17 protein-coding genes are annotated in these 12104 nt (G+C 42.5%); all 17 read left to right on the top strand.

Annotated features, from left to right (window positions below; translation table 11 throughout):
• Nucleotides 1-92 precede the first annotated feature (92 nt).
• The 17 genes from aroQ to folD all read left to right on the top strand — a co-directional run bounded on the left by aroQ (nucleotide 93) and on the right by folD (nucleotide 12069).
• The gene (gene aroQ / locus C6344_RS06960) at nucleotides 93-536 is read left to right on the top strand and encodes a type II 3-dehydroquinate dehydratase (protein ID WP_003215787.1); all 444 of its coding nucleotides are present in this window, start codon (nucleotides 93-95) and stop codon (nucleotides 534-536) included.
• Entirely contained in the window at nucleotides 533-1594 is a 1062-nt protein-coding gene (locus tag C6344_RS06955) for a M24 family metallopeptidase (RefSeq protein ID WP_060596826.1), read from the top strand. The genes aroQ and C6344_RS06955 overlap by 4 nt, the downstream gene beginning before the upstream one ends.
• Nucleotides 1595-1619: 25 nt before the next feature.
• A complete protein-coding gene (gene efp, locus C6344_RS06950) occupies nucleotides 1620-2177 on the top strand; it encodes an elongation factor P (protein ID WP_012010541.1) in 558 nt (185 codons plus the stop codon).
• Between the two features lie 382 nt (nucleotides 2178-2559).
• Nucleotides 2560-2844 (top strand): YqhV family protein, encoded by a 285-nt coding sequence (locus tag C6344_RS06940; RefSeq protein ID WP_066030673.1) that lies wholly within the window; start codon nucleotides 2560-2562, stop codon nucleotides 2842-2844.
• Nucleotides 2845-2910: 66 nt separating this feature from the next.
• Nucleotides 2911-3834, top strand: a complete 924-nt coding sequence (gene spoIIIAA / locus C6344_RS06935) for a stage III sporulation protein AA (RefSeq protein ID WP_106036853.1) — start codon at nucleotides 2911-2913, stop codon at nucleotides 3832-3834.
• On the top strand, nucleotides 3828-4343 hold the full coding sequence (gene spoIIIAB, locus C6344_RS06930; protein ID WP_034661265.1) for a stage III sporulation protein SpoIIIAB: 516 nt from the start codon (nucleotides 3828-3830) through the stop codon (nucleotides 4341-4343). Before spoIIIAA ends, spoIIIAB begins: the two co-directional genes overlap by 7 nt.
• Nucleotides 4344-4362: 19 nt before the next feature.
• Nucleotides 4363-4569 carry a stage III sporulation protein AC gene (gene spoIIIAC, locus C6344_RS06925; RefSeq protein ID WP_003153142.1) on the top strand — a complete coding sequence of 69 codons (207 nt, stop codon included), beginning with the start codon at nucleotides 4363-4365 and terminating at the stop codon, nucleotides 4567-4569.
• The gene (spoIIIAD, locus tag C6344_RS06920) at nucleotides 4566-4979 is read left to right on the top strand and encodes a stage III sporulation protein AD (protein ID WP_087978339.1); all 414 of its coding nucleotides are present in this window, start codon (nucleotides 4566-4568) and stop codon (nucleotides 4977-4979) included. The genes spoIIIAC and spoIIIAD overlap by 4 nt, the downstream gene beginning before the upstream one ends.
• A gap of 19 nt (nucleotides 4980-4998) precedes the next feature.
• Nucleotides 4999-6192, top strand: coding sequence for a stage III sporulation protein AE (gene spoIIIAE / locus C6344_RS06915; protein ID WP_034661263.1), 1194 nt, complete (start codon nucleotides 4999-5001; stop codon nucleotides 6190-6192).
• A 13-nt stretch (nucleotides 6193-6205) separates the two neighbouring features.
• Nucleotides 6206-6838 carry a stage III sporulation protein AF gene (gene spoIIIAF / locus C6344_RS06910; RefSeq protein ID WP_034661262.1) on the top strand — a complete coding sequence of 211 codons (633 nt, stop codon included), beginning with the start codon at nucleotides 6206-6208 and terminating at the stop codon, nucleotides 6836-6838.
• Complete coding sequence (spoIIIAG, locus tag C6344_RS06905; protein WP_034661260.1) at nucleotides 6831-7502, top strand: stage III sporulation protein AG; 672 nt, start codon at nucleotides 6831-6833, stop codon at nucleotides 7500-7502. The genes spoIIIAF and spoIIIAG overlap by 8 nt, the downstream gene beginning before the upstream one ends.
• Nucleotides 7502-8134 (top strand): SpoIIIAH-like family protein, encoded by a 633-nt coding sequence (locus tag C6344_RS06900; protein WP_034661997.1) that lies wholly within the window; start codon nucleotides 7502-7504, stop codon nucleotides 8132-8134. The genes spoIIIAG and C6344_RS06900 overlap by 1 nt, the downstream gene beginning before the upstream one ends.
• Before the next feature lie 194 nt (nucleotides 8135-8328).
• Nucleotides 8329-8805 (top strand): acetyl-CoA carboxylase biotin carboxyl carrier protein, encoded by a 477-nt coding sequence (accB, locus tag C6344_RS06895; RefSeq protein ID WP_034661259.1) that lies wholly within the window; start codon nucleotides 8329-8331, stop codon nucleotides 8803-8805.
• Nucleotides 8806-8816: 11 nt separating this feature from the next.
• Nucleotides 8817-10166 (top strand): acetyl-CoA carboxylase biotin carboxylase subunit, encoded by a 1350-nt coding sequence (gene accC / locus C6344_RS06890; RefSeq protein ID WP_034661258.1) that lies wholly within the window; start codon nucleotides 8817-8819, stop codon nucleotides 10164-10166.
• Between the two features lie 25 nt (nucleotides 10167-10191).
• Nucleotides 10192-10599 carry an Asp23/Gls24 family envelope stress response protein gene (locus tag C6344_RS06885; RefSeq protein WP_034661256.1) on the top strand — a complete coding sequence of 136 codons (408 nt, stop codon included), beginning with the start codon at nucleotides 10192-10194 and terminating at the stop codon, nucleotides 10597-10599.
• A gap of 211 nt (nucleotides 10600-10810) precedes the next feature.
• Entirely contained in the window at nucleotides 10811-11206 is a 396-nt protein-coding gene (nusB, locus tag C6344_RS06880) for a transcription antitermination factor NusB (RefSeq protein WP_034661255.1), read from the top strand.
• A gap of 11 nt (nucleotides 11207-11217) precedes the next feature.
• A complete protein-coding gene (gene folD / locus C6344_RS06875) occupies nucleotides 11218-12069 on the top strand; it encodes a bifunctional methylenetetrahydrofolate dehydrogenase/methenyltetrahydrofolate cyclohydrolase FolD (protein ID WP_060596823.1) in 852 nt (283 codons plus the stop codon).
• Nucleotides 12070-12104 lie beyond the last annotated feature (35 nt).

Genomic DNA, 12104 nt, shown 5'->3' with positions numbered 1-12104 from the left:
TCATATGATAAAATATTTTTGGGAACGAAAGGTTTCTAATGAAAAAGAAACAGATCTCGATATAGATTGAATTAGGGTGAAGGAGTGGTTGTATGCCTCATTTTCTTGTGCTGAATGGGCCCAATTTAAATAGGCTTGGCAAAAGAGAGCCGGCTGTTTACGGAAGTAAGACGCTGACAGATTTAGAAACGGATTTGTTCCAGTTTGCAGAAAGAGCCAATATCCAGTTAACGTTCTTTCAATCGAATCACGAAGGGGATTTGATTGATGCGCTCCACGAGGCAGAAGATCAGTACGATGGAGTCGTGTTTAACCCGGGTGCTTTTACACACTACAGCTATGCGCTGAGAGATGCCATTGCAAGTATTTCTTTATCCGTCGTCGAAGTACATATCTCAAACGTTCATAAGAGAGAGGAATTCCGCCATCATTCTGTACTTGCTCCAGTATGCCAAGGGCAAATCGTTGGTCTTGGTTTAGAAGGGTATAAATTGGCGATTCGTTATTTAGTGAGTGAAGGGGGAGCAGTATCATGAAACTTGAAAAGTTAAGAACACTTTTATCTGAATTAGAGATCGATGGTCTTGTCATTACGAGCAGCTTTAATTTACAGTACATGACCAGCTTTACTGGCTCAGCCGGTCTTGCAGTTGTTTCAAAGGACCAGGCAGCTTTTATCACGGATTTTCGTTATACAGAGCAAGCGAAGGACCAAGTAAAAGGCTACGACATTATTGAACATAAAGGAAACATCGTAGAAACCGCAGCCCAAACGGCAAAGGAATTTGGGATAAAACGCCTTGGGTTTGAACAACATCATATGACATTTGCCACGTACCAGCAGTATGCAGATAAAGCAGGCGATATAGAGCTTGTTCCGGTCTCAGAATCAGTTGAAAAGTTGCGCTTGATTAAGTCTAGTGAAGAGATTAAGATATTAGAGGAAGCTGCGAAGATTGCAGATCACGCCTTTGATCATATTCTCACTTACATCAAGCCGGGCTTGACGGAAATTGCTGTCATGAACGAGCTTGAATTTTTCATGAGAAAAGAAGGCGCTGAAGGATCTTCATTCGATATGATTGTCGCCTCAGGTGTTCGTTCAAGCCTGCCGCACGGAAGAGCGAGTGAAAAGGTGATTGAATCTGGTGATTTAGTCACACTCGATTTTGGTGCTTACTATAAAGGTTATTGTTCTGATATGACAAGAACGATTGCTGTCGGCACACCGAGCGATAAACTAAAGGAAATTTATCATATCGTATTAGAAGCAGAAAACGCTGGTGTGGATAGAATCAAGCCAGGCTTAACAGGAAAAGAAGCTGATCGCATCACACGTGACATCATTGAAAAGTATGGCTATGGTCAATACTTCGGGCATTCAACTGGCCACGGGCTAGGGATGGAAGTACATGAAGCGCCAGGCCTTTCCTCACGATCAGAGGTCGTCTTAGAAGAAGGAATGGTCGTGACAGTTGAGCCGGGAATTTACTTGCCGGATGTCGGCGGCGTGAGAATTGAGGATGATATTGTCCTGACAGCTGACGGCAATAAACGATTGACCCACTCACCGAAAGAACTTATCATATTATGATGGTGAAATGTAGGAGGATGACAAAATGATTTCAGTAAACGATTTTCGTACAGGCCTGACAATTGAAGTGGACGGCGGTATTTGGCGTGTAGTGGATTTCCAACACGTAAAGCCAGGGAAAGGCGCAGCGTTTGTTCGTTCGAAACTGCGTAACCTGCGTACTGGTGCCATTCAAGAAAAAACATTCCGTGCAGGCGAAAAAGTAGCGAAAGCTCAAATTGAAACAAAAACAATGCAGTACTTGTACGCAAATGGCGACCAGCATGTCTTCATGGATACAAGTTCTTATGAGCAGCTTGAACTAAGTGAAACACAAATTAAAGATGAGCTGAAATATTTGCTAGAAAATATGTCAGTTCAAATTGTGATGTACGGTGCTGAAACACTTGGAGTAGAACTTCCAAACACGGTAGAACTAGAAGTAGTAGAAACAGAGCCTGGTATTAAAGGTGACACAACATCAGGCGGCTCAAAACCTGCAAAAACTGAAACTGGTTTAATCGTCAACGTTCCTTTCTTTGTGAACCAAGGAGATAAACTAGTCATTAATACATCAGACGGTTCATACGTGTCAAGAGCGTAATGAACGAAGAAAGACTGTAAACCTCGTGTTTACAGTCTTTTTAGATTGTTGACAAAGGGCTAAAATGACGTTTATTTTAGCCCTTTGTCTTCTTTTCAGCGTGATAGAAAACCTTTGAAGTCTAGGAAGGACGAGCACCGAAGCGGAGCGAATTTGCCATTCGTGAGCATCGGCGCGCAGGACTGACACCGAATGCGAGGGTTTGTCTACACGCTTTGACTGTAAACGTCGTGTTTACAGTCTTTTTTTATTGTAAAACATGTAAGACTCCTCAAAAGGCAGACCTTCTCTCAATTCTCTCATTCATCTCTTTTCCTTTCTGAAAAACAAGACTACTTCCATCTAGACAAGCATATAGTGTAAAAAAAGCTGGAGGTTCTATATGAAACCATTTCTTTTCCCAGGCATCCATCCGTCAGTAGCTGCAATGGCCGGCATGAGGTTCTTATCGGCAGCGATTGAACTGACGGCCGCCATCCTCATTTTAGTCACAAATGACGTTCGAAAAGCGGTTGTCATCAATAGTATATTGGCGATCATTGGGCCGCTCATTTTTATTATCACGATGACGATTGGAATCTATCAAATTGCAGGGCAGTTATCCTATGCCAAGCTCGTCTTTATTTTCATTGGTGTCGTGTTTATTCTTGTTGGGATCTATAAGTGAAACGGCTTGGCATAATTAACGGCTCCCATCATACATTTTAGAGAAGAAAAAAAGGAGGGGAATTCGTTGCGGAGTTTGTTGGATATTCTCCCGCACTCGATTGGACAAGAACTTAGACTGCTAAAAGAAGCAGAATGGGATCAAATAGAAGAAATCCGCATTCGCACGGATCGTCCTATTGAATTGATGCAAAGAGGAAAACCGCGCTTTCTTTCTTATCGCACAACAGGAGAAGATGCGTCTCAGCTATTAGGCAGGCTGAGCAATTACAGCATGTACACACTTGAAGAAGAGCTAAAGCAAGGCTACATCACCATATCTGGCGGACACCGGGTGGGAATTGCAGGAAAGGTGATCGTTGAAAACGGCATTGTCAAAGGATTAAGAGATATCTCTTCATTTAATATCCGCATCGCAAAAGAAAAAATCGGGATTGCGCTTCCCTTTCTTCCTTATTTATATGACGAGCACTGGTGCAATACACTCATCATCGGTCCACCGCAAACAGGGAAAACGACATTATTGCGGGATGTAGCAAGACTGGCTAGTACTGGCACAAAAGCAATTCCTCCTAAAAAAACAGGCATTATAGATGAGCGTTCCGAAATCGCTGGGTGTATAAGAGGGGTGCCGCAGCACCAGTTTGGACACCGGGTTGATGTGCTCGATGCGTGTCCAAAGGCTGAAGGTTTGATGATGATGATTCGATCTATGAGTCCAGAGGTCATGATTGTCGATGAAATCGGAAAAAGCGAGGATGTACAGGCACTTTTAGAAGCGATTCATGCCGGAGTCACCATTATCGTCTCAGTTCATGGCTATTCACTTGAAGATGTGTATAGACGCCCATCATTGAAGCCGTTATGGGAGCTTCGAGTATTTGAACGATATGTTGAATTAAATCGCAAGAATGGTCCCGGCACGATTAGGCGGATATATGACCAAGACGGACAAGAGATGAAATGGAGGCGGGGAGTGGACGTATGTTAAAGCTCATTGGCGCTATCTTGATTGTCGCGGCTACGACTTGGGGAGGGTTCGAGTTTGCCAAACGATATAGCGACCGGCCGAAACAAATTCGGCAGCTTCGGTTTGCGCTCCAGTCTCTTGAAGCTGAAATTATGTATGGGCAAACGCCTCTAGCGCGGGCTGCAGAGCAAATTGCGTCGCAAGTAGGTCCTCCTGTGAATCGGTTATTTGAACAATTTGCAGAAAAACTCAAAGTCGGAACTTTTTCGGCACGGCATGCATGGAATGAGAGTCTTGAGGATGTTTGGAAAAAAACCGTTTTGAAAAAAGGCGAATATGAGGCACTGAAGCACTTTGGAGAAACACTTGGCCAGCATGATGTCACGTCTCAGCAAAAGTATATCAAGCTTGCTTTAGGTCATTTGGAATCGGAGGAGAAGGAAGCTGAAATTGCCCAAGCGAAAAATGAAAAAATGGTCAGAAGTCTCGGATTTTTAAGCGGATTACTACTGATTCTTTTATTGATGTGAGAGGAAGGGAGTCGAGAGCATGGGCGTTGATGTAAACGTCATTTTTCAAATTGCGGGAGTAGGCATCGTTGTGGCATTCCTCCATACGATTTTAGATCAAATGGGGAAAAAGGAGTACGCTCAGTGGGTCACGCTGCTTGGGTTTATCTACATTTTGTTTATGGTGGCAACCATTGTAGATGATTTGTTTAAAAAGATTAAAGCCGTATTTCTATTTCAAGGATAGGGGAGGGCTTACAAATCGAAATCATACAAATTGTTGGACTTGGTTTAATCGCTACTTTTTTAGCATTAATCGTCAAAGAACAAAAGCCGACCTTCGCCTTTATGCTTGTTGTTTTTACAGGATGTGTGATTTTTCTTTATTTAATTGATCAAATCTATGCCATTATCTCGATGATTGAAAAAATTGCGGCAAGCGCCGGCGTCAATATGAAGTATGTTGAAACCATTTTAAAAATTATTGGCATTGCCTATATTGCAGAATTCGGCGCCCAGCTGACAAAAGATGCTGGACAAGGCGCCATTGCATCAAAAATAGAGCTTGGCGGCAAAATTCTCATCTTGGTCATGGCAGTCCCTATTTTAACAGTCATCATTGAGACCATCTTAGGTATGATCCCGTCCATGACGTAATTGAAAAGAGGTGATGACAATGAAACGGGTGACAGCTGTTATGGGACTGATGCTTTTCTTCTGGCTGATCGCTCCGCATGCAGGTGCAGAAGAGAAAGTACCTTTATCAAATGAAGAACCAGCGGCAGAGGAAGTGGCGAATGGACAGGCTGATGCACTAGAGCTTCAATCCATCAATGACTTTTGGGAAACCATATTGGACGAGTATGGCGGCTTTCTGCCAGAAAGCCAAAAAGGCACAGTGAAGGAAATGATTGATGGCGATAAAGAGCTGTCTCCCCAAACATGGCTGAAAGCCTTTGTTCATTATCTTTTTCACGAGGTCATAGCAAACGGAAAGCTCCTAGGTACACTGATTTTACTCACCATCTTTTGTTCGCTTTTGCAGCTTTTGCAGAATGCGTTTGAGCAAAGCACCGTCAGTAAAGTCGCATACGCTCTTGTTTATATGGTGCTGATCATTATTGCACTCAACAGCTTTCATGTGGCGATTTCTTATGCAACAGAAGCCATTCAAACGATGACCAGTTTTATTCTTGCTCTTATTCCTCTTTTATTAGCACTTATTGCTTCATCAGGCGGGCTTGTCTCAGCCGGATTCTTTCATCCCGTTATTTTATTTTTGATGAATACGAGCGGCGTTTTTATTCAATATGTCGTTCTTCCCCTTATCTTTTTATCTGCGATATTGAGCATTGTCAGTACGCTGACCGAACAATACAAGGTCACCCAGCTTGCCCAGCTGTTAAGAAATGTGGCGATAGGTGGGTTAGCCGTTTTTTTAACTGTCTTTCTTGGCGTCATTTCTGTGCAAGGTGCATCTGCTGCAATTACGGATGGAATCGCTCTTCGTACAGCCAAATTTATTACCGGAAATTTCATCCCTGTCCTTGGCAGAATGTTTACAGATGCGACGGATACCGTGATCAGTGCCTCTGTGTTACTCAAAAATACGGTCGGACTTGTTGGCGTCGCCATTCTCATTTCAATTGCCGCCTTCCCGGCGATTAAAGTGCTCTCACTAGCCCTTATATATAAGCTTGCCGCAGCCATTCTTCAGCCATTAGGAGGCGGACCGATCATCAGCTGTCTTGATGTCATTTCAAAAAGTGTTCTTTATATCTTTGCCGCACTTGCTGTCGTGTCGCTCATGTTCTTTTTAAGCATTACCGTCATTATCACTGCTGGCAACTTGACCATGATGATGAAGTAAGGAGGGACACCTTTTGAGTTTTCTCACGGAATGGATCACAAGTATTATTCTCTTTATCTTATTTGCGATTGTCATTGATCTTCTGCTTCCCAATTCAAGCATGCAAAAGTATGCCAAAATGGTCGTCAGCCTGCTATTGATTGTGGTGATGCTCAATCCGATCTTTGCTTTATTTCGGGCAGACCCTGACCAAATTTTTTCGGAATTGATGAAGGGGAAGGAAGAAGCACAGTCAGAAGAAATAAAAAATCAGATGAATTTAGAAAAAAAAGAAATACAAGCCTCTCAGCGTGCATATATTTTAAAGCAAATGGCTGTCCAACTAGAAAAAAGCGCAAAGGAGCCACTGGAGAAGGAGAGCTATGAAATGAAACACGTAGAAGTGCTGGCAGATGAGGAGCACCTGGATCAGAATATGGAGGCGGATCAATTTCGCATCAAAGCAGTTCTTTCCCCGCTCACAGGTGATGCTGTAGAAACGGTGGCAAAGGTGGACATTGATCTCTCCACGCAAAAGGAGGAAAGCGCTGAATCTTCTAGCAAAGAGATCACGAGGGTGAAAGAGACACTTGCTGATGTTTGGAATACGAGTCCTGAGCACATTGCGCTGAACATTGAGGGAGGTGACGCAGCAGATCATGAATAACAAGGACTGGAAACAAAAGCTGAAATCATTCTTGCAGCCGCCTGAAAAAGGTGAAGGGAAACCAAAATTAACGAAGCACCATTACTTGCTGCTTGTATTCATCATCGGCGTATCTTTCATGTTAGTCAGTCAGATCTTGTCACCGCCATCAAGCAAAGAACAGGCTGCTGTTCCTGCTTCTAAAAAAACATCCTCACAAGAGCAGGAGGTATTCAAGCCGGCATCGTCAAGTAAATCAAAGAATTCGATTGAGGATGTGGAGCAAGAATACGAAAATCAGCTGAAAGAAATTTTAGAGACCATCATTGGCGTTGAGGATGTATCGATTGTGGTCAATGTAGACGCAACTTCTTTAAAAGTGTTTGAAAAAAACAAATCCAATAAAAGCACAACGACCGAGGAAACAGATAAAGAAGGTGGCGTGCGAAGTGTCACTGATCAAACAAAAGAAGAAGAAATTGTCATCATCAAAAATGGCAATGAAGAAACACCTGTAGTGGTTCAAACGAAAAAACCAGATATTCGCGGTGTCCTCGTTGTTGCTCAAGGAGTAGACAACGTTCAAATAAAGAAAACCATCATTGAAGCGGTTACACGAGTGCTTGATGTACCGAGCCATAGAGTGGCTGTTGCCCCTAAAAAAATCAAGGAGGATTCGGAATGATGTTAAAAAAACAAACGGTTTGGCTATTAACGATGCTAAGTTTAGTTGTCGTCTTAAGTGTGTACTATATCATGTCTCCACAAGGTGAAAATGCAGTGACAGTAGAAGATATGAAATCAAAAGGAACGGAAGAGAAAAAGACTGAAACAGAAAAAGGGACGGACAAAGGAACGGAAAAAGGCACTGATGAGAAGTCCACTGACAAAGAAACAAATGGCAAACAAGAGGATATCGAAACAAGCGGTGAAGAAGGAAAGGCTGTGTCGGAGCAAACAGACGATGAGCTTTTTACAACATACAGATTAGAGCTTGAAGATAAACGAAGCAAACAGCGCGAAGAGTTCAACGAAATCGTATCCAGTGATGATGCAACAGCACAAGAAAAAAGTGAAGCGTATGATCAAATGACAGCGCTTAGTGAGGCAGAAGGGACGGAGCGTCAGCTCGAAACCTTAATTAAAACAAAAGGATATAAAGATGCGCTAGTGAGTGCTGAAGGAGATAAAGTGAGCATCACGGTTCGTTCTGACAAAAAATCAAAGTCCCAAGCGGCCGATATTATTGATATGGTCACAAAAGAAATGAGAGGTCTTGATAACGTAGCTGTCACTTTTGAGCCCTCCAATCAATAAAAAATGAACAGGCGCCCTTGCCGAAAAGGGCGTTTTTTGATGCGGTTTGGCGCCCTCTCCAAGGTGCTTTCGCGAGGCGCTTCGCCACAATAGTAGTTGAATTCATTGAAATCCTCCTGTAAGATGGTTATAGTATGTACTTTTAGTACTAGCCTATAAGAAAAAGATAAATCCATACATAGGGGTGCAAATCCATGTTAAAAATTGAAGAAATTCATGAACTGATTAAATTAATTGACGAATCTACAATTGATGAATTTACGTACGAAAACGAAGGTGCAAAAATCAAACTGAAGAAAAATAAAGAAGTCGTTCAGCAAGTTGCGGCACCAGTGGCTCCTGTCCAAGCAGCTCCAGCTCAACAAGCTCCTAAAGCACAAGCTCCAGCTCAGACCGAAGCCCCTGCACAAGAGGCAGCTGCGTCTGAAAATCTGCATAAAATCACATCCCCAATGGTTGGCACATTTTATGCTTCATCTTCACCAGAAGCAGGTCCATACGTGACAACAGGTTCTAAGGTGAAGGAAAACACAGTTGTGTGCATCGTAGAAGCGATGAAACTGTTTAATGAAATCGAAGCAGAAGTAAAAGGTGAAATCGTCGAAGTATTAGCTGAGAACGGTCAGCTTGTAGAATTCGGACAACCCCTCTTTCTAGTGAAAGCAGAGTAAGGAGTACGATCATGATTAAAAAGCTATTAATTGCAAACAGAGGAGAAATCGCAGTTAGAATTATCCGCGCTTGTAAAGAGCTTGGAATTGAAACAGTTGCGGTATTTTCTGAAGCGGATCGCGATGCGCTTCATGTTCAAATGGCTGATGAAGCATATTGCATCGGACCGACTGCTTCAAAAGATAGTTATTTAAATGTCACGAATATTGTCAGTGTAGCAAAATTAACAGGGACAGATGCCATCCATCCAGGATACGGCTTCCTTGCTGAAAATGCAGACTTTGCAGAGCTTTGCGAGGAATGCAATGTCATCTTTGTTGGTCCAACTGCGTCAGCGATTTCCAAAATGGGAACGAAAGATGTCGCAAGGGAAACAATGAAAGATGCCGGGGTTCCGATTGTTCCTGGTTCTCAAGGAATTGTAAAAGATCTTGATGATGCTGTTTCAACAGCAGCAAGTATTGGGTATCCTGTCATTATTAAAGCAACTGCAGGCGGAGGCGGTAAAGGAATCCGTGTGGCTCGTACCGAAGAAGAGCTCATTAATGGTGTCACCATCACGCAGCAGGAAGCAGCGCAAAACTTTGGTAACCCTGGCGTCTATTTAGAGAAGTTCATTGAAGACTTTAGACACGTGGAAATCCAAGTGCTTGCAGATCAGCATGGCCATACCATTCACTTAGGAGAGCGTGATTGCTCGATCCAAAGAAGAATGCAAAAGCTTCTTGAAGAAACGCCATCACCAGCGCTGAATGCAGACATCCGTGAGCAAATGGGTGAAGCAGCCGTAAAAGCAGCAGAAGCTGTTGAATACACTGGTGCTGGAACAGTCGAATTCATTTATGATTATAATGAAGAGAAATTCTACTTCATGGAAATGAATACCCGTATTCAAGTAGAGCATCCTGTAACAGAAATGGTCACAGGTGTTGACTTGATCAAAGAACAAATTAAAGTTGCATCAGGTGAAAAACTTTCTCTTACACAAGAGGATGTCGTATATGCAGGATGGGCGATCGAATGCCGTATTAATGCAGAGAACCCAGAGAAAAACTTCATGCCATCAGCTGGTGAAATTAAAATGTATCTTCCGCCAGGCGGTCTAGGAGTACGTGTTGATTCTGCCGCTTATCCGGGCTATGTGATTCCGCCATATTACGATAGTATGATTGCAAAGGTGATCACATATGGTAAGACGAGAGAAGAAGCGATTGCGAGAATGAAACGCGCGCTTCAAGAATTCGTCATTGAAGGAGTCTACACAACGATCCCATTCCATCTAAGATTGCTTGAGCATGAAACATTTGTGAGCGGTAATTTTAATACGAAGTTTTTAGAAACATACCAAATCATGAAATAATCATAGCTTTCGGAGGTGAATGATCGTGTCAGAAAACAATTTGCTTGAAATGAACCTTGATGAAGATCAATTGGGAAAAGTGCAAATTGCACCAGAAGTGATTGAGGTCATTGCTGGGATCGCCGCTTCAGAAGTCGAAGGCATTGCCGAAATGCGCGGCAATTTCGCTGCTGATGTAGCAGAACGCTTTGGTAAGAAAAATCACCGTAAAGGTGTGAAAGTAGATGTCTCTGATGAAGGCATCACAATCGATGTATACTGTGTGGTTCAATTTGGCCTATCCATTCCAAAGGTATCCACTGCTGTCCAAGAAAATATCCGTCAAACTCTTTTGAACATGACTGCCTTGACGATTAATGAAATCAATATTCATGTCGTTGGTATTCAATTTGATACTAAAGCATCTGAGGCTGAAGTAGATCAAGAAATGTAAAAAAAGAGTTCAAGTGAAACCAAGGAGGCATTGCCTCTTTGGTTTTTTAAAGCCCATTTTTGGGTCATTTCCGAATAATAATGATCTCACGCGTTGATTGATTCGTTTTTCGTCACAGCTCGCATGGATCTTGGTGCGACCACGGGCAAAATATGTTATGATCTCTGTATGGCTTAACGACAAGCGGATAAAGTGGTTAAAGGAGTAAATAATGAAAAGAAGAACTGCAAGAGAAAAGGCGCTACAAACATTATTTCAAATTGATGTGAGCAATATTGATCCGAAAGAGGCCATTACACATGCGCTGGATGAACAAGAATCAGATCCTTTTTTCGAGGAACTGGTTTTCGGTGTGCTTGAACAAAAGGACAAGCTCGATGACATGATTTCACAGCATCTAGTGAATTGGAAACTCGATCGTATTGCAAACGTAGACAGAGCCATTTTAAGGCTGTCTGTGTACGAGATGGTGTATCAAGAAGATATCCCGCTTAGTGTTTCGATGAATGAAGCGATTGAATTGGCCAAATTATTCGGTGATGATAAAGCACCGAAATTTGTAAATGGTGTACTTTCAAACATTAAAAACGACCTAAAGCAGCAATAGGAGGATTCGACATGACAGCAACAATCATCGATGGGAAAGAAACAGCAAAAGAAAAGCGTGAGCAATTAGCAAAAGAAGTAGAAGAGCTAAAACAAAAAGGTGTCACACCTGGTCTTGCCGTTATTCTAATCGGTGATGATCCGGCTTCACTTTCTTACGTGCGCGGGAAGAAGAAAGCAGCAGAAGCAATGGGGATGCATTTCCAGCTTGACCATTTAGATGCTTCTTTAACAGAAGAAGAATTGCTTCAGCTGATTGATCAGTACAATGCGAACGACCAATTCCACGGGATTCTTGTTCAGCTTCCACTGCCAAAACATATTTCTGAAAAAGCCGTTATTGAACGTATTTCACCTGAAAAAGATGTTGATGGTTTCCATCCATTGAATATCGGGAAAATGCTGCTTGGGGAGGACACATTCCTTCCATGTACACCAGCAGGCATTGTTGAATTACTAAACAAAACGGGTGTTAATCTTTCTGGAAAAGAAGTCGTTGTTGTGGGACGCAGCAATATTGTCGGTAAACCAGTAGGGCAATTGCTGTTAAACGAAAACGCAACGGTTACTTATTGCCATTCAAGAACAGTGAATATTTCAGAACATACGTTGAAAGCGGACATTTTAGTTGTTGCCGTCGGTCGAGCAAACTTTATTAAAGCTGACCAAATTAAAGAAGGCGCTATTGTTATTGATGTAGGAGTCAATCGTTTAGATACTGGGAAGCTTGTTGGAGATGTTGATTTTGAAGAGGCAAAAGAAAAAGCTTCTTATATCACACCAGTCCCTGGCGGAGTCGGTCCAATGACGATTACGATGCTTGCACACAATACGGTTAAATCAGCAAAACGTACATTAGCATAAGCTTTATCCATTCATCCACCTGCATGCTGCTGGTG

The organism is Bacillus sp. GBSW19 (assembly GCF_002998655.1).
Lineage (GTDB): Bacteria > Bacillota > Bacilli > Bacillales > Bacillaceae > Bacillus.
Note: the sequence above shows the minus strand (reverse complement) of the source record. Positions and strands in the feature narration are given on the sequence as shown.

Bases quoted from the DNA above. Each gene is read 5' to 3' on its own strand.
- efp (WP_012010541.1), top strand. From the start codon at position 1,620: ATGATTTCAGTAAACGATTTTCGTACAGGCCTGACAATTGAAGTGGAC.
- spoIIIAB (WP_034661265.1), top strand. From the start codon at position 3,828: ATGTTAAAGCTCATTGGCGCTATCTTGATTGTCGCGGCTACGACTTGG.
- spoIIIAE (WP_034661263.1), top strand. From the start codon at position 4,999: ATGAAACGGGTGACAGCTGTTATGGGACTGATGCTTTTCTTCTGGCTG.
- spoIIIAG (WP_034661260.1), top strand. From the start codon at position 6,831: ATGAATAACAAGGACTGGAAACAAAAGCTGAAATCATTCTTGCAGCCG.
- C6344_RS06955 (WP_060596826.1), top strand. From the start codon at position 533: ATGAAACTTGAAAAGTTAAGAACACTTTTATCTGAATTAGAGATCGAT.
- aroQ (WP_003215787.1), top strand. From the start codon at position 93: ATGCCTCATTTTCTTGTGCTGAATGGGCCCAATTTAAATAGGCTTGGC.
- C6344_RS06940 (WP_066030673.1), top strand. From the start codon at position 2,560: ATGAAACCATTTCTTTTCCCAGGCATCCATCCGTCAGTAGCTGCAATG.
- accB (WP_034661259.1), top strand. From the start codon at position 8,329: ATGTTAAAAATTGAAGAAATTCATGAACTGATTAAATTAATTGACGAA.
- accC (WP_034661258.1), top strand. From the start codon at position 8,817: ATGATTAAAAAGCTATTAATTGCAAACAGAGGAGAAATCGCAGTTAGA.
- folD (WP_060596823.1), top strand. From the start codon at position 11,218: ATGACAGCAACAATCATCGATGGGAAAGAAACAGCAAAAGAAAAGCGT.
- spoIIIAC (WP_003153142.1), top strand. From the start codon at position 4,363: ATGGGCGTTGATGTAAACGTCATTTTTCAAATTGCGGGAGTAGGCATC.
- C6344_RS06900 (WP_034661997.1), top strand. From the start codon at position 7,502: ATGTTAAAAAAACAAACGGTTTGGCTATTAACGATGCTAAGTTTAGTT.
- nusB (WP_034661255.1), top strand. From the start codon at position 10,811: ATGAAAAGAAGAACTGCAAGAGAAAAGGCGCTACAAACATTATTTCAA.